The sequence below is a fragment of the Pseudomonas sp. Pso3 genome (assembly GCF_055393275.1).
Genome location: NZ_AP043687.1, coordinates 179,506 through 199,358, shown reverse-complemented (window position 1 = coordinate 199,358; position 19,853 = coordinate 179,506). Strand labels below are relative to the sequence as shown.

The window sequence follows — 19,853 nt, the reverse complement described above, 5'->3', positions numbered from 1 at the left end:
TGTCTCGGGCAGCACTTAGAACGCCGGCACCACGGCGCCCTTGTATTTCTCTTCGATGAATTGCTTCACCGCCGGGGTGTTCAGCGCCTTGGCCAGCTTCTGCACGGCATCGCTGTCCTTGTTGTCCGGACGGGCGACCAGGATGTTGGCGTAGGGCGATTCCTTGCCTTCCAGCAGCAGGGCGTCCTGGGTCGGGTTGAGCTTGGCTTCCAGGGCGTAGTTGGTGTTGATCAGCGCCAGGTCGACCTGATTCAGCACGCGTGGCAGGGTCGCGGCTTCCAGCTCCTTGAACTTGAGCTTCTTGGGATTCTCGGCGATGTCCTTGGGCGTGGCGAGGATGTTGGCGCTGTCCTTGAGCTTGATCAGCCCGGCCTTTTCCAGCAGCAGCAGGGCACGGCCGCCATTGGTGGCGTCGCTGGGGATGGCCACGACGGCGCCTTCGCGGACTTCGTCGAGCTTCTTGATCTTTTGCGAGTAGATGCCGAAGGGCTCGACATGCACCTGGGCGACGGTCACCAGGTCGGTACCGCGGCTCTTGTTGAATTCATCCAGGTAGGGCTGGTGCTGGAAGAAATTGGCGTCCAGACGCTTCTGGGCCACCTGCAGGTTGGGCTGCACGTAGTCGGTGAAGACCTTGATCTGCAGGTCCACCCCTTCCTTGGCCAGCTGGGGTTTGACGAATTCGAGGATCTCGGCGTGGGGCACCGGGGTGGCGGCGACGCTGAGGGTCTCGGCGGCGTGGGCGGCCAGGCTGGCGGCCAGCAGGGCGGCGGTGGCGAGCAATTTCTTCATGGCAGTTTCCTAGAACGGGGTGGAACCGTCGACGCCTCTACGGGCGTCGACGGCGATGGAGCCGAGGCTCAGAACGCGGGAACGACGGCGCCCTGGTACTTCTTCTCGATGAATTGCTTCACCTCGGGGGTGGTCAGGGCCTTGGCCAGCTTCTGGATGGCCGGGTCGTTGGCCTTGTCGGCACGGGTGTAGAGCAGGTTGGCGTAGGGCGACTCGCCGCTCTCGATGAAGATGGCGTCCTTGGTCGGCACCAGCTTGGCTTCCAGGGCGTAGTTGGCGTTGATCAGCGCCAGGTCGACCTGGTTCAGCACGCGCGGCAGGGTCGCGGCTTCCAGCTCCTTGAACTTCAGGTGCTTGGGATTCTCGACGATGTCACGCGGGGTGGCGGTGACGTTGCTCGGATCCTTGAGGGTGATCAGGCCCTGCTTGGCGATCAGCAGCAGCGCGCGACCGGAGTTGCTCGGGTCGTTGGGGATGGCCACGGTGGCGCCGTCCTTGAGTTCCTTGATGTCCTTGATCTTCTGCGAATAGGCACCGAAGGGCTCGACGTGCACCGCCACCACCGGCACCTGGTCGCTGCTCGGGTTGCTCTTCTTGTAGCTGGCGTAATAGGGCTTGGTCTGGAAGTAGTTGGCATCCACCTGCTTCTGATCGGTCTGACGATCAGGCTGGATGTAGTCGGTGAAGACCTTGATCTTGAGGTCCACGCCTTCCTTGGCCAGCTGCGGCTTGATGAATTCCAGGATCTCCGCGTGGGGAACCGGATTGACCGCGACGGTCAGGGTCTCGGCGGCCTGGGCGGCGGTGGCGACACCCAGGCCGAAGGCCAGGGACAGCAGGGTACGTTTCAGCGACATCTGGATTTTCCTTGTGCAAAACCTTCGAGTGGATGAAGCCTGGATCAACGACGACTGAAATGGGCGACGAGGCGATCGCCGACCATCTGCAGTACCTGGACCAGCACCAGCAGCAAGAGCACCGTGACCACCATGACGTCGGTCTGGAAGCGCTGGTAGCCGAAACGGATGGCCAGATCGCCGAGGCCGCCGCCGCCGATCACCCCGGCCATGGCGGTGTAGGACACCAGGGCGATGGCGGTGACGGTGGTGGCCGCGATCAGCCCGGGCAGGGCCTCGGGCAACAGGGTGCGGGTGACGATCTGCCAGAGGCTGGCGCCCATGGCCTGGGTCGCCTCGATGATGCCGCGGTCGACCTCGCGCAGGGCGGTCTCCACCAGCCGGGCGAAGAAGGGCGCGGCGCCCACCACCAGCGGCGGAATGGCGCCCTCGACGCCCAGGGAGGTGCCGATCAGCCAGACCGTGATGGGGATCATCAGGATCAGGAGGATGATGAAGGGCACCGAGCGCAGCACGTTGACCACGAAGGAGAGGATGCCGTAGACCAGCGGCTGCTCCAGCAGCTGGCGGCGGCTGGTGAGAAACAGCAGCACGCCCAGCGGCAGCCCGAGGATCAGGGTAAAGAGCATGGACCAGCCAAGCATGGCCAGGGTGTCCTGGGTCGCCTGCCAGATCTCGGCCCAGTCGATGTTGGTGAAGAGTTCGTCCATCAGCGCAGGACCTCCACGGTGACGTCGGCGGCCTGGAAGCGAGCCAGGGCGGCGTCCAGGTCACCGCCCACCAGGGCGATGGTGAGCTGGCCATAGGGCTCGTCCCGGATGCGGTCGATGCGACCGCCGAGAATGCTGTAGTCGACACCGGTCTCCCGGGCGACGTGGCCCAGCAGCGGTGCATAGGTGGCTTCGCCACGGAAGGTCAGACGCAGGATGCGGCCTTCGACATGGGCATAGGCGTCGGCCAGGTCGGCCTCGTCCTGGTGCTCGGCCTCGAACACGAAGCGGCGGGTGGTGGGGTGCTGCGGGTGCAGGAAGACATCGGCGACGGTGCCCTGCTCCACCACGGCACCGCCGTCGAGGACGGCGACGCGGTCGCAGACGCGACGGATCACGTCCATCTCGTGGGTGATCAGCACGATGGTCAGGCCCAGCTCGCGATTGAGTTCGGCGAGCAGTTGCAGCACCTGGGCGGTGGTCTGGGGATCGAGGGCGCTGGTGGCCTCGTCGCAGAGCAGGATCTTCGGCTCGGTGGCCAGGGCGCGGGCGATGCCGACGCGCTGCTTCTGACCGCCGGAGAGCTGCGCCGGATACTTGCGCGCCTGGTCGGACAGGCCGACCCGCGCCAGCAGTTCCTCGACGCGCTGGGCGATCTGCGCCCGCGAACGGCCGCCGGCCAGTTCCAATGGCAGGGCCACGTTGGCCGCCACGGTCTTCGAGGAGAGCAGATTGAAGTGCTGGAAGATCATGCCGATGCGGCGGCGGAAATCGCGCAGCTCGGTCGAGCCCAGGGTGGTGACCTCGGCGCCATCGACCTGCAGGCGACCGCCGCTGGGGGCTTCGAGGCGATTGATCAGGCGCAGCAGGGTGCTCTTGCCGGCACCGGAATGGCCGATCAGGCCGAAGATCTCGCCGGCTTCGATCCTCAGGTCGACCGGCTGGAGCGCCGCGACCTCGCGACCGCGCGTGCGGTACGTCTTGTGGACAGCGTGGAATTCGATCAATGGAAAAACCTTGTGGGTATCGTCAGACAACTGGAGGGTGATCCGGCCGCGCAGTTTAACGTGCGCGCTTATATCTGCTTAGCACTTGTTGTCGGGTATTAAGCCAATAAAGGCATATGGCCAGTTCGTGCGTCGGGACTTCACCCGCGGGAACAGCCCGTCGCTTCGCATCAGCCAAGCGGAACACCAGCTCCAGCCCATGAGTCACTACAGGACTGCCTGTATTCGCCCCACATTCCGTAGGGGACGCAAAGAGCGCCTGACAGGCGCCTGATGAGGACTTTCCATGGCTACGCCCCCCAAGAGTGAACTCGCCGGTACCGATACCCTGGATCGCCAGAACACCTCGAAGAAAATCGAGCAACTGGAGCAATTCCGCTCCGATGCCACCGGCCAGGCACTGCGCACCAATCATGGCGTGAAGATCGCCGACAACCAGAATTCGCTGCGCGCCGGCACCCGCGGTCCTTCCTTGCTCGAAGACTTCATCATGCGGGAGAAGATCACCCACTTCGACCACGAGCGCATCCCGGAGCGCATCGTCCATGCCCGCGGCACCGGCGCCTACGGCTATTTCCAGCCCTACCAGGACTGGTCTGACCTGACCAAGGCCGCCCTCTTCCGCGACCCCAACCACCAGACCCCGGTGTTCGTGCGCTTCTCCACCGTGCAGGGCCCGCGCGGCTCCGGCGACAGCGTGCGCGACGTGCGTGGCTTCGCCATCAAGTTCTACACCGAGGAAGGCAACTGGGACATGGTCGGCAACAACATGCCGGTCTTCTTCATCCAGGACGCCATCAAGTTCCCCGACTTCGTCCATGCGGTGAAGCCCGAGCCGCACAACGAGATCCCCACCGGCGGCAGCGCCCACGACACCTTCTGGGACTTCGTCTCCCTGGTGCCCGAGTCGGCGCACATGGTGCTCTGGACCATGACCGACCGCGCCATCCCGGTGAATCTGCGCAGCATGCAAGGCTTCGGCATCCACACCTTCCGCATGATCAACACCGCCGGCAAGGGCGTCTTCGTCAAGATCCACCTGAAGCCCGCCGGCGGCGTGCGCTCCTTGGTGTGGGACGAGGCTCAGAAGCTGGCCGGCAAGGACACCGATGCCCACCGTCGCGACCTCTGGGAAGCTATCGAAGCCGGTGACTACCCCGAGTGGGAATTCGGCGTGCAGATCATTCCCGAGGAAGACGAGCACAAGTTCGACTGGGACATCCTCGACGCCACCAAGATCATCCCCGAGGAGCTGGTGCCCATCACCCCGCTGGGCAAGCTGGTGCTCAACCGCAACCCGGACAACTACTTCGCCGAGACCGAGCAGGTGGCCTTCTGCCCCGGCCATGTCGTGCCCGGTATCGACTTCAGCAACGATCCCCTGCTGCAGGGTCGGCTGTTCTCCTACACCGACACCCAGATCAGCCGTCTCGGTGGGCCGAACTTCCACGAGCTGCCGGTCAACCGCCCAGTGGTGCCGAATCACAACGGCCAGCGTGACGCCAAGTACCGCATGACCATCGACAAGGGCCGGGCCTCCTACGAGCCCAACTCCATCGACGGCGGCTGGCCCAAGGAAACCCCGCCGGCACCCCAGGACGGCGGCTTCGAGAGCTACTACGAGCGCATCGACGGCCACAAGGTGCGTGAGCGCAGCGAGACCTTTGGCGACCACTTCTCCCAGGCCACGCTCTTCTACAACAGCCTGTCGGAAGCCGAGCAGGCGCACGTCGCCGATGCCTACAGCTTCGAGCTGGGCAAGGTCGAGCGCATGTGGATTCGCGAGCGCCAGGTCAACGAGATCCTCGCCAACATCGATCTGGAGCTGGCGCAGAAGGTGGCCAAGAAGGTCGGCGTGACCCCGCCCACCGCCCCCACCGTGCAGCCGCGCAAGATCTCCATCGACAAGTCGCCGGCGCTGAGCCAGCTCAACCTGCTGTCCGGCAACATCAAGGGCTTCAAGGTGGCGGTGCTGGTGGGTGACGGCGTCATCGCCAGCGAAGTGGAGGCCATCAAGCAGGCGCTCAAGGCCGAAGGTGCTCATGTGAAGGTGCTCGGCCCCACCGCCGGCCCGGTCAAGGCCGCCGACGGCAGCGAAGTGGCCGTGGACGGTTCGGCCGAAGGCATGCCTTCGGTGGCGCTGGACGCGGTCTATGTGCCGGGCGGTGCCGAGAGCGTCAAGGCCATGCTCGATGACGGCGTGATCAAACACTACCTGCTGGAAGCCTACAAGCACCTCAAGGCCATCGCCCTCACCGGCGAAGCCGAGCAGTTGCTCAAGGCGGTCTACCTGGACACCGACGAGGCGCTGCTCACCGGCAGCGACTTCAAGGCGGTGCAGCAGGACTTCTTCGCCGCCATCGCCAAGCACCGTTGCTGGGCGCGGATGCCGAAGATCAAGTCCATCCCGGCCTAAGCAGGCAGACATGAAAAAGCCGACCGTCGCGAGACGGTCGGCTTTTTTTTGGGGGGTCATCGCGGCCATGGGCCGCTCCTACAGGTGCATCAACTACTGTAGGAGCGGCCCATGGCCGCGATCAAAGGCTTTAACTCAGTACCAAGACCCCATCCATTTCCACCTGGGAGCCCTTCGGCAGCGCGGCGACGCCGATGGCGGCGCGTGCCGGATAGGGCTGCTGGAAATAGCGCCCCATGATCTCGTTGACGGTGGCGAAGTGGGCGAGGTCGATCAGGAAGATGTTCAGCTTGACGATATCGGCCAGCGAACCACCGGCGGCTTCGGCGACGGACTTGAGGTTCTCGAAGACCTGGACCACCTGGGCTTCGAAGCCGTCCACCAGCTCCATGCTGGTCGGGTTGAGCGGGATCTGCCCGGAGAGATAGACGGTGTCACCGACCTTGATCGCCTGGGAATAGGTACCAATGGCGGCCGGCGCCTTGTCGGTGTGGATCACTTGCTTGCTCATGGGTCGCTCCTGTGCGGGAAAGGCCCGATTCTGCAAGCCGGTGGTGACACCCTGCAACCTCAGCTGCGAACCCGAGTGATACCGGCCACGCCCTTGAGCGTCCGCAGCTTCTTGATCACCCGCGCCAGGTGCACGCGATCACGCACGCTGACCACCAGCTGGACCACGCTGACCCGGCCGTCGCGCTCGTTCATGCCGATCTTCTCGACGTTGGCGTCCGCGGCGGTGACGTTGTTGGCCAGCATGGCGATCAGGCCGCGCTGGTGCTCCAGCTGGACGCGCAACTCGACGCTGAATTCGCCAGTGACGTCCTTGGCCCAGTTGAGCACGATGCACTTTTCGCTGTTATGCCGGAATTCGGCGATGTTCCGGCAATTTTCCAGGTGGATCACCATGCCCTTGCCGGCCGACAGGTGACCGACGATGGGATCGCCCGGAATCGGCGTGCAGCACTTGGCGTAGCTGATCACCAGGCCTTCGGTGCCGCGGATCGCCAGCGGGCCCTGGGGCGTGGTGCTGGCCTGGGGTTCCAGTGGCTCTTCCTGCTCGCTGCCGGACACCAGGCGCCGCGCCACCACATAGGCCATGCGGTTGCCCAGGCCGATCTCTTCGAGCAGGTCTTCCAGCACCACGCCCTTGTATTCGCCGAGCACCGAGAGGATGCGCATCGGCGAGATCTTCGACAGCTGGGTGCCGAAGCCGGACAGCGCCTTGTTCAGCAGCCGCTCGCCGAGGCTGATGGACTCGGAGCGACGCTGCTGCTTGAGCGCATGGCGGATGTTGGTGCGCGCCTTGCCGGTGACCACGAAGTTGAGCCAGGCCGGATTGGGCCGGGCGCCGGGGGCGGTGACGATCTCCACCGTCTCGCCGCTGCCCAGCGGCTGCGACAGCGGCGCCAGGCGGCGGTTGATGCGGCAGGCGATGCAGCTGTTGCCGACGTCGGTGTGCACCGCGTAGGCGAAGTCCACGGCCGTGGAGCCCTTGGGCAGCTCCATGATGCGGCCCTTGGGGGTGAAGACGTAGACCTCGTCGGGAAAGAGGTCGATCTTCACGTTCTCGATGAATTCCAGGGAGTTGCCCGCGCGCTGCTGCAACTCGAGGATGCCCTTCACCCACTGGCGGGCGCGCAGGTGACTGGCGCGCGGTTCGTCGCCGCCGGCCTTGTACAGGCCATGGGCGGCGATGCCGTTGTTGGCCATCTCTTCCATCTCGCGGGTGCGGATCTGGATCTCGATGGGCACGCCGTGCATGCCGAACAGGGTGGTGTGCAAGGACTGGTAGCCGTTGGCCTTGGGGATGGCGATGTAGTCCTTGAAGCGCCCCGGGAACGGCTTGTAGAGATTGTGCACCGCGCCGAGCACGCGGTAGCAGGTGTCGACCTTGTCGACGATGATGCGGAAGCCGTAGACGTCCATGATCTCGTTGAACGACTTACGCTTGCCGCGCATCTTCTGGTAGATGCTGTGCAGGTGCTTTTCGCGGCCGACCACCTCGCCGTCCAGGCCGTCGCGGGCCAGGCAGTTGGCCAGGGATTCCTGGATCTTGCCGAGGATCTCGCGGCGATTGCCCCGCGCGGTCTTGACCGCCCGCTGGATGCGTTCGGCGCGCATCGGGTGCATGGCGCGAAAACCCAGGTCCTCGAATTCCACGTAGAAATCGTGCATGCCCAGCCGGTTGGCGATGGGCGCGTAGATTTCCAGGGTTTCCTTGGCGATGCGCCGGCTCTTGTCCGGCGGCATGGCGTCCAGGGTGCGCATGTTGTGCAGCCGGTCGGCCAGCTTGACGAGGATGACGCGGATGTCCTTGGACATCGCCATGGTCATCTTCTGGAAGTTCTCCGCCTGGGCCTCGGCCTTGGTCTCGAACTTCATCTGGGTCAGCTTGCTGACCCCGTCCACCAGCTCCGCCACCGTCTCGCCGAACTGGCCGGCCAGGGCTTCCTTGGCGATGCCGGTGTCCTCGATCACGTCGTGCAGCATGGCGGCCATCAGGCTCTGATGGTCCATGTGCATGTCGGCGAGAATGTTGGCGACGGCCAGCGGATGGGTGACATAGGGCTCGCCGCTGCGGCGGCGCTGCCCGTCGTGAGCCTGCTCGGCGTAGTAGTAGGCCCGCCGTACCAGATTGACCTGGTCGGGGGTCAGGTAGTCCGCCAGACGCTCGGCCAGCAGGTCGATGCCGGTCGGGTGGACGTCACCATACGCAGGCTCGGCGGCCATGGCTTAGAGGGCCTCGCCGTCCACTTCTTCGTTGACTTCGAAGGCGGCGAACAGCGGCTCTTCTTCGACGATGTCGTCAAGACGGATGACTTCTTCGTCGACCAGACCTTCGGCGATCTCGCGCAGGGCGACGACGGTGGGCTTGTCGTTGTCCCACGGTACCTTGGGCTCCTTGCCGCCGGTGGCCAGCTGGCGCGAGCGCTTGGTGGCGAGCATGACCAGCTCGAATCGGTTGTCTACGTTGTCCAGGCAGTCTTCGACAGTAACGCGGGCCATGGTCTTCCTCGTGGCGATGATGATCCCGGGAACGGGGGACCCGATAGTATAAAAATTCGCCAGTGGCAAGGGAAGGGGCGGTGGTCGGAGGACCACCGGCACCGCACCTGGGTAAGTGGCTCCCGCCCGCGCCGGACGGGAGCCCTGGCCGGATCAGGCGCCGGCTTTCTTCTTCAGGCGCCAGGCGTGCAGCAGCGGCTCGGTGTAGCCGCTGGGCTGCTCGCGGCCCTTGAAGATGAGGTCGCGGGCGGCGCGATAGGCGTAGGACGTGTCGAAGTGACCGGCCATGGGCTCGTAGAGGGCATCGCAGGCGTTCTGGCCGTCGACCACCTTGGCCATGCGCTGCAGCGTCTCGTCCACCTGTTCGGCGCTGACCACGCCGTGGTGCAGCCAGTTGGCGATGTGCTGGCTGGAGATGCGCAGGGTGGCGCGGTCTTCCATCAGGCCGACGTCATGGATGTCGGGCACCTTGGAGCAGCCCACGCCCTGGTCGACCCAACGCACCACGTAGCCGAGGATGCCCTGGCAGTTGTTGTCCAGCTCCTGCTGGATGGCCTCGGCGGACCAGTCCGGCGACTCGGCCACCGGTACGCTGAGCAGCCCGGCGAGCAATTCGCCGCGGGCGGCGTCGACGTCGCTGCGTTCCAGCTCCTGCTGCACCTGCTGGACGTTGACCTGGTGGTAATGCAGGGCGTGCAGCACGGCGGCGGTGGGCGACGGTACCCAGGCGGTGTTGGCGCCGGCCTTGGGATGGCCGATCTTCTGCTCCAGCATGGCGGCCATCAGATCGGGCATGGCCCACATGCCCTTGCCGATCTGCGCCTTGCCGCGCAGGCCGCAGGCCAGGCCGACCAGCACGTTGTTGCGCTCGTAAGCGGTGATCCACTTGGAGGTCTTCATGTCGCCCTTGCGCAGCATGGGGCCGGCCAGCATGGCGGTGTGCATCTCGTCGCCGGTGCGGTCGAGGAAGCCGGTATTGATGAAGGCCACCCGCGCCGCGGCGGCATGGATGCAGGCCTTGAGGTTGACGCTGGTGCGCCGCTCCTCGTCCATGATGCCCAGCTTGACGGTATTGGCCGGCAGCCTCAGCAGGGCCTCGACACGGTCGAACAGCTGGACGGCGAAGGCCACCTCGGCCGGGCCGTGCATCTTGGGTTTGACGATGTACACCGAGCCGCTGCGGGAATTGCCCTGGCGCTTGAGGTCGTGCAGGGCGATGGTCACGGTGACCACGGCATCGAGGATGCCCTCGGGGATCTCGCGGCCGTCTTCCAGCAGCACTGCCGGATTGGTCATCAGGTGACCGACGTTGCGGATGAACAGTAGCGAGCGACCGTGCAGGCTCAGCGGCTGGCCGTCGGCGCCCTGGTACTCGCGATCGGGGTTGAGGCGGCGGGTGAAGGTCTCGCCGCCCTTGCTGACCTCTTCGGCCAGGTCGCCCTTCATCAGGCCCAGCCAGTTGCGATAGGCCAGCACCTTGTCGGCGGCGTCCACCGCGGCGATGGAGTCTTCCAGGTCCATGATGGTGCTGACCGCGGCCTCCATCAGCAGGTCCTTGACCCCGGCGGCGTCGGTCTTGCCGATGGTGCTGTCGCGGTCGATCTGGATTTCCAGGTGCAGGCCGTTATGGCGCAGCAGCACCGCGGACGGTGCGGCGGCATCGCCCTGGTAACCGACGAAGGCGGTCGGATCGGCCAGTTCGCTGGTACCGCTCCTGAGGTCCACCACCAGGCGGCCGTCCTGGATGCGGTAGGCGGTAGCGTCCCGGTGCGAGCCGCTGGCGAGGGGCGCTACGCCATCCAGCACCTGGCGGGCGAAGGCCACCACCTTGGCGCCACGGGCGGGGTTGTAGCCCTTGCCGCGCTCGGCGCCATCGGTTTCGGGCAGGGCGTCGGTGCCATAGAGGGCATCGTACAGCGACCCCCAGCGGGCGTTGGCGGCGTTCAGGGCGTAGCGGGCGTTGAGCACCGGCACCACCAGCTGCGGACCGGCCTGCTCGGCGATCTCGCGGTCGACCCCGGCCGTCGAGGCCTGCACCTGACCGGGCACCGGCTGCAGATAGCCGATGCTTTCCAGGAAGCTCTGGTAGGCGGGCAGATCGGTGACCGGACCGGGATGGGCGCTGTGCCAGTTGTCCAGTTCCACCTGCAGGCGATCTCGCTCGGCCAGCAGTTCGCGATTGCGCGGCGCCAGCTCGTGCACCAGCTGGTCCACGCCCGACCAGAAGGCGGCGGTGTCGAGTCCGGTGCCAGGCAGCACCTCCTCGTCGATGAAGCGCTGCAGCTCGGTGGCCACCTGCAGGCGGCCCAGGGGAGTACGGTCGGTCATGATGGCTTTCCTTAATGTGAGGCGTTGAATTCAGTTGAGGGCTGCAATCGCGGCCTTGGCGACCTGGGCATCTTCCGGGGCCTTGACGCCGGAGACGCCGACGGCGCCCACCACCTGGCCGTCCACCAGGATGGGCACCCCACCTTCGAGCATGCCCTGCATCAGCGGGGCGCTGAGAAAGGCGGTGCGGCCGTTGTTGATCATCTCTTCCAGCACCTTGGACTCCTTGCGCGCCAGGGCGGCGCTGCGGGCCTTTTCCGGGGCGATGTAGGCGCTGTTGGGCGCGGCGCCGTCGAGGCGCAGCAGAGCCAGCGGATGGCCGCCGTCATCGGCCACGGCGATGCACACGGCCCAGCCCTGGCGCTCGGCTTCGGCGCGACCGGCGGCCAGCAGGGTGTCGATCTCGGCAAGGGTGAGCACGGCTTTGGTCTTCATGGGGCCTCCAGGGTTCAGAGTTGGGTCGGAGCGGCCAGGGCCGCGTCGAGGATTTCGATCCAGTGGCGCACCGGGGTCCGCCCGGCGCCGTCGAGATGGCTCTGGCAGCCGATGTTGGCAGTGGCGATTACCTCGGGGTGAACGCTCTCCAGGGCGTCGAGCTTGGCGTCGCGCAGCCGCCGCGACAAGTCCGGCTGGGTCAGCGAATAGGTGCCGGCCGAGCCACAGCAGAGGTGGCCGTCGGGCACCGGCGCCAGCGGGAAGCCAAGGCGCTGCAGGACGCCCTCCACGGCGCCGCCCAGGCGCTGGGCGTGCTGCAGGGTGCAAGGGCAATGGAAGGCCAGCCGCGGGGTGTTGGCCAAGCGCAGCTCTTCCAGCGGCAGTTCGCGCAGCACCTCCACCAGGTCGCGGGTGCGCGCCGAGACTTCCCGCGCCTTGGCCGCATAGGCCGGATCGTCCTTGAGCAGGCTGGCGTATTCCTTGACGAAGGCGCCGCAGCCGCTGGCGGTCTGGATGATGGCTTCGGCGCCGCTCTGCAGGGCCGGCCACCAGGCGTCGATGTTGCGCCGGGCGCGGTCGAGTCCGGCCTCCTGGGCGTTGAGATGGTAGTCCACCGCGCCGCAGCAGCCGGCGCGGGGCGCGGCCTCCAGGCTGATGCCGAGGCGATCCAGCACCCGCGCGGTGGCGGCATTGGTGTTGGGCGAAAGCCCCGGCTGCACGCAGCCTTCGAGGATCAGCATGCGCCGGACATGGCGTGGCGCGGGTCGCAAGCCCGGAGCGGCAATGCGCGCCGGCAGCTTGGCCTGGACGCCTGCCGGCAGCAGTGGCTTCAGCGCCTGGCCGCTTTTCAGCAGCGCGCCGAACAGGCGCGGCTGCGGCAGCACCTGGCGCAGGCCGGCGCGCAGCAGGCGCTGGCCCAGCGGGCGCGGCACCCGGCGTTCCACCTCGGCGCGGCCGATGTCGAGCAATTCGTGATAGGAGACGCCCGAGGGACAGGTGGTCTCGCAATTGCGGCAGGTCAGGCAGCGGTCGAGGTGCTCGCGGGTCTTCTCGCTGACCTCGCCGCCTTCGAGCATGCCCTTGATCAGGTAAATGCGCCCGCGTGGACCGTCCAGCTCGTCGCCGAGCAGCTGGTAGGTCGGGCAGGTGGCATTGCAGAAGCCGCAGTGCACGCAGCTGCGCAGCACCCGCTCGGCATCGGCGGCGCGGGGCAGTTCGCGGGCGGCGGGACTCAGATTGGTTTGCATGACGTCTTTCCCCTACAGCCCGGCGTACAGCCGACCCGGATTGAAGATCCCCTGGGGGTCCAGGCGCGCCTTGAGGCGGCGGTGATAGTCCAGCAGCGCGGCGGGCAGCGGATGCTGGGCCTCGCGCTCGGCGTCCGGCGTGTAGCAGAGCGCATGGCCGCCAGCGCGCGCAGCGATCTCGCGCAGCACGGTGGCCGGGGCATCGCTTTTGAGCCAGTACTGGGCACCGCCCCAATCCAATAAGCGGCTGCCGGGCAGGTCCAGCAGCGGGGTGTTGACCGGCACCGACAGCCGCCACAGGGGCGCGGGCCCTTCGAAGAAGGCCAGCCGCTGTTCGTTGAGCTCGTCCCAGAAGCCTTCGCCCAGGGCTTCACCGCCCAGGCGATCGGCCGCCGAGCGCACCGAACCCTCGCCGCCTTCCAGGCGCAGGTGCAGCCGCTCGCCGTCATGGCAGGCCGCCGAGATCGGCAGGGCTTCGCGGCCCCAGACGGCCAGGCGTTGCAGGGCGCGTTCGGTATCCAGATCCAGACTCAGACTCTGGGTGCAGCGCGGCCTGGGCAGCACCTTGAAGGACACCTCGGTGATCACCCCCAGGCAACCCTGGCTGCCGGCCAGCAGGCGGGAGACGTCATAGCCGGCGACATTCTTCATCACCTCGCCGCCGAATCTCAGGTGTTCGCCGGTGCCGGTGATCAGCCGGGTACCCAGGACGAAATCCCTCAGGCTGCCGGCCCAGGGGCGGCGCGGACCGGAAAGACCGCAGGCCAGGGTGCCGCCGACGGTAGCGCCCTCCCCCAGCCGCGGCGGTTCGCAGGGCAGCATCTGCCCCTGTTCGGCCAGGGCGGCGTTGAGTTCGGCCAGCGGCGTACCGGTGCGCACCGTGGCCACCAGTTCGGTGGGATCGTAGTGCACCAGACCGCGATGGCCGCTGACGTCCAGCGGCTCGCCCTCCACCGCACGGCCCAGCCGGGCCTTGGTGTCGCCGCCATGGATGCGCAGCGGCTGGCGACGGGCCAGGGCCTCGCGGACCTGGTCGAGGAGCAGGTTCAGACTGTCCATCAGAAACGCTCCAGTTCGGGGTGAGGCAACTGGCCGCGATGCACGTGCAGGCCGCCGAATTCGGCGCAGCGGTGCAGGGTCGGCACGTTCTTGCCGGGATTGAGCAGCCCGGGGGCGTCGAAGGCGGCCTTTACCGCATGGAAGAAGGTCAGCTCGCCCGACTGGAACTGGGTGCACATGGCGTTGATCTTTTCGCGACCGACGCCGTGCTCGCCGGTGATGGTGCCGCCCACCGCCACGCAGAGATCGAGGATGCGGCCGCCCAGGGCCTCGGCCTGTTCCAGCTCGCCGGGCCGATTGGCATCGAAGAGGATCAGCGGGTGCAGGTTGCCGTCGCCGGCATGGAAGACATTGCCCACCGCCAGTCCGTACTCCGCCGACAGCGCCTCGATCCCGCGCAGCACCTCGGGCAGGGCGCGACGCGGGATGGTGCCGTCCATGCAGTAGTAGTCGGGCGACAGCCGTCCCACGGCGGGAAAGGCGTTCTTGCGCCCGGCCCAGAATTTCTGCCGCTCGGCCTCGTCGCGGGCCAGGCGGATCTCGGTGGCGCCGGCGGTGGCCAGCAGGGCGCTGACCCGCTCGATGTCGGCGGCCACGTCGGCTTCCACCCCGTCCAGCTCGCAGAGCAGGATGGCGGCGGCGTCCACCGGGTAGCCGGCGTGGATGAAGTCCTCGGCGGCTCTCAGGGTCAGGTTGTCCATCATCTCCAGGCCGCCGGGGATGATGCCGGCGGCGATGATGTCGGCCACCGCCGCCCCGGCGCGCTCGATGTCGGCGAAGCTGGCCATGACCACCCGGGCGCAGGGCGGTTTGGGCAGCAGCTTGACGGTCACTTCCACCACCACCCCGAGCAACCCTTCGGAGCCGGTGAACAGCGCCAGCAGGTCGAAGCCGGGGCTGTCCAGGGCGGCGCCGCCCAGGGTCAGGCGCTCGCCTTCCAGGGTGACGATCTCCACCGCCAGCACGTTGTGCACGGTCAGACCGTATTTCAGGCAGTGCACGCCGCCGGCGTTCTCGGCCACGTTGCCGCCGATGGAGCAGGCGATCTGCGAGGAGGGATCGGGCGCGTAGTAGAGGTCATGGGGCGCCGCGGCCTGGGAGATGGCCAGGTTGCGCACCCCGGGCTGGACCCGCGCCCGGCGACCGTCGGGGTCCACCTCGAGGATGCGATTGAAGCGCGCCATCACCAGCAGCACGCCCTGCTCCAGCGGCAGGGCGCCGCCGGACAGGCCGGTGCCGGCGCCGCGGGCCACCAGGGGTACCTGCAGCTCATGGCAGAGGCGCAGGGTCGCCTGCACCTGCTCCACGGTTTCTGGCAGCACCACCAGCAGCGGCGTGGTGCGATAGGCCGCGAGACCATCGCACTCGTAGGGTTTGAGGTCTTCCCTGTCGTGCAGCAGGCAGTGCTCGGGCAGTTCGGCACGCAACCGCTGCAGCAGTTGCGCCTTGTCCGGGCGGGGCAAGGCGCCGTCGAGACGTTCGTCGTAGACCAGGCTCATCGGGTAACCGCCATTGTTGTTGTTCTGGCTGGAAAGGCTTCGTTGTACCCCGACTGCACGCGGGGCGTCCATGGTCCAGCGCACTGGTCATACCAGTTTTTGTGCCCTCTTCGACCAAAGGATGAGCCGCTTTCAGCCGGCTTGACGGCAGATTCCACCAGTGGCTCACTAGCGTCAAACCTCGTGGTCATACCAGCAGGAACTCGCCATGTCCGCGCCCGCCGCCCGTCTTCCCGTCGCCGAGAACGTCAGTCAGCAGATCGAACGCCTGGTGGTGGACGGGGTGCTCAAGGTCGGTCAGCCGCTGCCGTCCGAGCGGCGCCTGTGCGACAAGCTCGGTGTCTCGCGTACCGCCTTGCGCGAGGGCCTGGGCCTGCTGCGCGCCCGCGGCATCATCGAGACCCGCCACGGCCAGGGCAGCTTCGTCGCCCGGCTGGCGGCCCCGGCAGCGGAGAATCCGCTGCTGCACCTGTTCAGCAGCCAGCCGCGCACCCTCTACGACCTGCTGGAGGTCCGCGCCCTGCTGGAGGGCGAAGCCGCGCGCCTGGCGGCGCTGCGCGCCACCACCGCCGACCTGGTGCTGATCGGTCGCCGCTACGACGAACTCTGCGCCGCCTGCCAGGACCCGGCCACCCTGCCGGCGGAAACCCACGCGCGCCTCGATCATGCCTTCCACCTGGCGATCAGCGAGGCCTCGCACAACCCGGTGCTGGTGCACACCCTGCAATCGCTCAACGAGCTCTTGCTGGGTTCGGTGTTCGCCTGCATCGCCAATCTCTACCATCGCCCGCCGCAGCGCCGCGAGATCGACGCCCAGCATGCCCGCCTCTATGCCGCCGTGAGCCAGCGCCTACCCGACGAGGCCCACGCCGCCGCCCGCGAGCACATCCACAGCGTCAGGGACAGCCTGCGCGAGATCGAGCAGGAAGAGCAGCGCCTGGTGCGGGCCACCATGCGTCTGGAAGGCTGGACCTAGGGAAAAACTTCTGCCGGCAAAGGTGGGCGCCAGAGCCGCTGTCCGTCAGCCCGGGGTGCGCCCCGTCCCTCCGGCAGGCGCAACATCTTGCAACTGCCCTGCCCCGCCCCCATGCTTAGCCGACCTTTTTCCAGCTCTCGGCCCTAATGGACCCTTCCACCAGTCTCGCCTCGACGTTGTTCGCCGATCTCGGCCTCGTGTTCTTCGCCTTCTTCCTCGTGCTGCTCAACGGCTTCTTCGTCGCCGCCGAGTTCGCCATGGTCAAGCTGCGCGCCACCCGCGTGGAGGCCATCGCCAAGAAGCACGGCTGGCGCGGGCGCATCCTCAAGAAGGTGCACAACCAGCTCGACGCCTACCTCTCCGCCTGCCAGCTCGGCATCACCCTGGCTTCCCTGGGTCTGGGCTGGGTCGGCGAGCCGGCCTTCGCCGAATTGCTCGAACCCCTGCTCGGCGCCGTCGGCGTCAGCAGCCCCGAGGTGATCCACGGCATCGCCTTCTTCTCGGCCTTCTTCATCATCTCCTACCTGCACATCGTGGTCGGCGAGCTGGCGCCCAAGTCCTGGGCGATCCGCAAGCCCGACCTGCTCTCGCTGTGGACGGCGGTGCCGCTGTACCTCTTCTACTGGCTGATGTATCCGGCCATCTGGCTGCTCAACGCCAGCGCCAACGGCATCCTGCGCATCGCCGGCCAGGGCGAGCCGGGCGCGCACCACGAGCACCACTACAGTCGCGACGAACTCAAGCTGATCCTGCACTCCAACCGCGCCACCGACCCGGACAGCCGGGTGCTGGCCTCGGCCGTGGAGCTGGGCGAGCTGGAGGTGGTGGACTGGGCCAATTCCCGCGAAGACCTCATCTACCTGGACAGCAAGGCCAGCCTGGACGAGATCCTCACCCAGATCCGCCGCTCCAAGTACAGCCGCTACCCGGTCTACGACGAAGACAGCCAGACCTTTACCGGGGTCCTGCACATCAAGGACCTGCTGCTGGCCATCGCCGGCCTGGACAGCGAAGCGGCTTCGTTCGACCTCGACGATCTGGTGCATCCGCTGGAGCGGGTGACCAAGCACATGCCGCTGTCCGACCTGCTGGAGCAATTCCGCCGTGGCGGCGCGCACTTCGTGCTGGTGGAGGAAGCCGACCACAAGGTCATCGGCTTCCTGACCATGGAAGACGTGCTCGAGGTGCTGGTGGGCGACATCCAAGACGAACACCGCAAGACCGAGCGCGGCGTGGTCGCCTACCAGCCGGGCAAGCTGCTGGTGCGGGGCGACACCCCGCTGTTCAAGGTCGAGCGACTGCTGGGTATCGATCTGGATCACGTCGAGGCCGAGACCCTGGCCGGCCTGATCTACGACAGCCTGAAGCGCGTCCCCGAAGAGGAGACGGTGCTGGAAGCCGAGGGCCTGCGCATCATCGTCAAGAAGATGAAGGGCCCCAAGATCGTCCTGGCCAAGGTCATCAAGCTGGATCCCAAGGACGTCCGCCGGCGCCAGCCGGAAGAGCGTTGAGTCGACGCGGCCTCAGCCGCGTCCGCTGCCCAGTTCCGGCAGGCCATCGCTCAGGCAGACGCGATTGCGCCCGCCGCGCTTGGCCGCATAGAGCGCCCGATCGGCGTCTTCCAGAAGCCCCAGGCCGTGTTCGAGATTGCTCGGCACGGTCACCGCGACGCCGACGCTGATCGACGGCCGCAGGCGCCCCTGCTCGGTCTGCAACTCCAGCCCTGCCACCTCCTGGCGGATGCGCTCCGCCAGCGTCCGGGCCGCCTGCTGGTCGCTCCCGGGCAGGGCGATGACGAATTCCTCGCCGCCATAGCGCGCCGCCACCTCCCCCGCCCGCTGGACGTGCCTGCGCAGCACCTCGGCCACGCACCTCAGGCATTCGTCGCCCAGGGTGTGGCCGTGGGTGTCGTTGACCGCCTTGAAATGATCGATGTCCACCAAGAGCACCGCCAGCGGCCGTTCGGCGCGGATGGCGCGGCGGATCTCCTGCTGGAAGACCCGTTCGAAATGCCGGCGATTGCCGAGCCCGGTCAGGGAGTCGGTCTGGCTCTGGTGCAGCAGTTCGCGATTGAGCCGCTCGAGACTGGCCTTGGCCTGCTGCAACTCCACGGTGCGCAGCGCCACCCGCAATTCCAGTTCGACAAAGGAGGCTTCGCGCTCCCGGGCCAGGGCGCTGGAGGCTTCCAGCGCCTGCCGCTGCGCCTCGATCCGCGCCCGGCGCTGCAGACTCAGGCCTTCGGTGAGCCCCAGCGACAGCATCACGAAGCCCAGGGCGAAGCCGGCCATCTGCCCGTGGAAGGCCGGACTGTCGGCGGGCAGCCAGCCGGCGATCGCCAGCAGCTGGATCGAGCTGCCCAGCAGCAGCAGGGCCCAGGCGGCGCTGAACCACAGCGCCATGCGGCTGCCGCGCAGCGCCAGGTAGGTGGTGGTGCCCAGCAGCCCCAGGCAACTCAGCGCCATCATGCCGAGCATTTCCTGGAAGCTCAGCAGATGCGGCCAGATCAGCGTGATGACCAGCGCCACGTTCCAGTAGCCGATCAGCAGGCGATTGCCGAAGTCGATCCAGCGGCCGCCGTGATAGAGGCTGAGCAGATAGCGCACGAACAACCCGCCACTCAGAAAGCACAGGGCGGTAAAGACCAGGTGGGCACGCAGGGCGAAGGCCGGACTCTCCGGCCAGAGTTGCCAGGCGCCGTAGCCGGTGGTGACCGCCTGATAGCCGATGACGCTGAGCAGATAGAGGGCGTACCAGCCAAAGCCCGAGCGGCGGCCAAAGCCCCACAGGGTGAGGGTCAGCAAGAGGATGGTGACCAGGCAACCGAAGAAGCCGCCGATCAGCCAGGCATCCTGCTGCGCCTCGCGCAAATAGGCGGCCGGGGTCACCAGCCGCAGCGGCAGGACAAAGGTCTCCCGCGAATCCAATCGCAGGTAGACCTCCTCCACCGCACCGGCGGTCGGCGCCAGGGCGAACATCAGCTGGCGACCGGGCAGTGTCCGTTGCGAGGCCGGCAGGGCCAGGCCGCTCTGCTGCAGCGGACTCCAGTGGCCATCGGCAGCGCGGGTGCGCAGGTCCAGGCGATCCAGCACCGGCCAGCTCGGAATCAGCCACCAGGCCTGGTCGTCGCGGCCCTGGATGGCGAAGCGCAGCCAGAGACCCTGGCGGCCGTCATGGAGCAGCATTTCCAGTTCATCGGGCGCATGCCAGCCGTCCTCGCCACCGCGTGGGCGGGCGGCGGCCTCGGCAAAGGTCAGACTGGCAGGTGCCTTGAGAATCTCCAGCGCCGGCCGCGGATCGTAGCTGCGCCCCGGATCATCTAGTCGCAGCACCTGCGCCTGGCCGTCGAGGGCGATCAACAGCAATGCCAGCAGGTACAGAGCATGCTTGCGCCCACCGGCGCACAGGGTGGCCAGGAATCCTTTCATGGAGCGGCATCCATAGCCTGAAGGAAGGGAAGGCCACGGTAGAACCCGCGCCTTGGAAGAATAGCGTGGTGATAGCATAACGCCACCAACCCGGTT

Annotated in this window: 16 protein-coding genes; 3 read left to right on the top strand and 13 right to left on the bottom strand. The window is 67.0% G+C overall.

The window, feature by feature from the left end; translation table 11 throughout:
• Positions 1-15 precede the first annotated feature (15 nt).
• From ACZ5R1_RS00975 to ACZ5R1_RS00960, 4 genes are all read right to left on the bottom strand, one after another.
• Positions 16-792 (bottom strand): MetQ/NlpA family ABC transporter substrate-binding protein, encoded by a 777-nt coding sequence (locus ACZ5R1_RS00975; protein WP_027598104.1) that lies wholly within the window; start codon positions 790-792, stop codon positions 16-18.
• Between the two features lie 68 nt (positions 793-860).
• The gene (locus ACZ5R1_RS00970) at positions 861-1,643 is read right to left on the bottom strand and encodes a MetQ/NlpA family ABC transporter substrate-binding protein (protein WP_027598103.1); all 783 of its coding nucleotides are present in this window, start codon (positions 1,641-1,643) and stop codon (positions 861-863) included.
• Positions 1,644-1,693: 50 nt separating this feature from the next.
• Positions 1,694-2,359 carry a methionine ABC transporter permease gene (locus ACZ5R1_RS00965; RefSeq protein WP_007161460.1) on the bottom strand — a complete coding sequence of 222 codons (666 nt, stop codon included), beginning with the start codon at positions 2,357-2,359 and terminating at the stop codon, positions 1,694-1,696.
• Entirely contained in the window at positions 2,359-3,366 is a 1,008-nt protein-coding gene (locus ACZ5R1_RS00960; protein ID WP_042135207.1) for a methionine ABC transporter ATP-binding protein, read from the bottom strand. The genes ACZ5R1_RS00965 and ACZ5R1_RS00960 overlap by 1 nt, the downstream gene beginning before the upstream one ends.
• A gap of 286 nt (positions 3,367-3,652) precedes the next feature.
• Here ACZ5R1_RS00960 and katE point away from each other — a divergent pair, with 286 nt between their 5' ends.
• Positions 3,653-5,782 carry a catalase HPII gene (gene katE, locus ACZ5R1_RS00955; RefSeq protein WP_042135205.1) on the top strand — a complete coding sequence of 710 codons (2,130 nt, stop codon included), beginning with the start codon at positions 3,653-3,655 and terminating at the stop codon, positions 5,780-5,782.
• Positions 5,783-5,912: 130 nt separating this feature from the next.
• Here katE and ACZ5R1_RS00950 read toward each other — a convergent pair whose 3' ends face one another.
• From ACZ5R1_RS00950 to glcD, 8 genes are all read right to left on the bottom strand, one after another.
• Positions 5,913-6,293 carry a RidA family protein gene (locus tag ACZ5R1_RS00950; protein ID WP_027600381.1) on the bottom strand — a complete coding sequence of 127 codons (381 nt, stop codon included), beginning with the start codon at positions 6,291-6,293 and terminating at the stop codon, positions 5,913-5,915.
• A 59-nt stretch (positions 6,294-6,352) separates the two neighbouring features.
• Positions 6,353-8,512 carry a bifunctional GTP diphosphokinase/guanosine-3',5'-bis pyrophosphate 3'-pyrophosphohydrolase gene (gene spoT, locus ACZ5R1_RS00945; RefSeq protein ID WP_042135202.1) on the bottom strand — a complete coding sequence of 720 codons (2,160 nt, stop codon included), beginning with the start codon at positions 8,510-8,512 and terminating at the stop codon, positions 6,353-6,355.
• A gap of 3 nt (positions 8,513-8,515) precedes the next feature.
• On the bottom strand, positions 8,516-8,788 hold the full coding sequence (gene rpoZ, locus ACZ5R1_RS00940; RefSeq protein ID WP_042135200.1) for a DNA-directed RNA polymerase subunit omega: 273 nt from the start codon (positions 8,786-8,788) through the stop codon (positions 8,516-8,518).
• Positions 8,789-8,941: 153 nt separating this feature from the next.
• Positions 8,942-11,116: a malate synthase G gene (locus tag ACZ5R1_RS00935; protein WP_464712760.1), complete on the bottom strand. Its 2,175-nt coding sequence runs from the start codon at positions 11,114-11,116 to the stop codon at positions 8,942-8,944.
• A gap of 30 nt (positions 11,117-11,146) precedes the next feature.
• The gene (locus ACZ5R1_RS00930; RefSeq protein ID WP_027598097.1) at positions 11,147-11,551 is read right to left on the bottom strand and encodes a heme-binding protein; all 405 of its coding nucleotides are present in this window, start codon (positions 11,549-11,551) and stop codon (positions 11,147-11,149) included.
• Positions 11,552-11,565: 14 nt separating this feature from the next.
• Positions 11,566-12,798: a glycolate oxidase subunit GlcF gene (gene glcF / locus ACZ5R1_RS00925; RefSeq protein WP_115945115.1), complete on the bottom strand. Its 1,233-nt coding sequence runs from the start codon at positions 12,796-12,798 to the stop codon at positions 11,566-11,568.
• A gap of 12 nt (positions 12,799-12,810) precedes the next feature.
• The gene (gene glcE, locus ACZ5R1_RS00920; RefSeq protein ID WP_115945114.1) at positions 12,811-13,857 is read right to left on the bottom strand and encodes a glycolate oxidase subunit GlcE; all 1,047 of its coding nucleotides are present in this window, start codon (positions 13,855-13,857) and stop codon (positions 12,811-12,813) included.
• Positions 13,857-15,356, bottom strand: coding sequence for a glycolate oxidase subunit GlcD (glcD, locus tag ACZ5R1_RS00915; protein ID WP_027600386.1), 1,500 nt, complete (start codon positions 15,354-15,356; stop codon positions 13,857-13,859). The genes glcE and glcD overlap by 1 nt, the downstream gene beginning before the upstream one ends.
• A gap of 208 nt (positions 15,357-15,564) precedes the next feature.
• Here glcD and glcC point away from each other — a divergent pair, with 208 nt between their 5' ends.
• Positions 15,565-16,332: a transcriptional regulator GlcC gene (glcC, locus tag ACZ5R1_RS00910; protein ID WP_044341159.1), complete on the top strand. Its 768-nt coding sequence runs from the start codon at positions 15,565-15,567 to the stop codon at positions 16,330-16,332.
• Between the two features lie 146 nt (positions 16,333-16,478).
• Complete coding sequence (locus ACZ5R1_RS00905) at positions 16,479-17,843, top strand: hemolysin family protein (protein WP_042135189.1); 1,365 nt, start codon at positions 16,479-16,481, stop codon at positions 17,841-17,843.
• Positions 17,844-17,855: 12 nt separating this feature from the next.
• On the opposite strand, the gene ACZ5R1_RS00900 is transcribed toward ACZ5R1_RS00905, so the two are convergent.
• Positions 17,856-19,757: a sensor domain-containing diguanylate cyclase gene (locus tag ACZ5R1_RS00900; RefSeq protein ID WP_144954929.1), complete on the bottom strand. Its 1,902-nt coding sequence runs from the start codon at positions 19,755-19,757 to the stop codon at positions 17,856-17,858.
• Positions 19,758-19,853 lie beyond the last annotated feature (96 nt).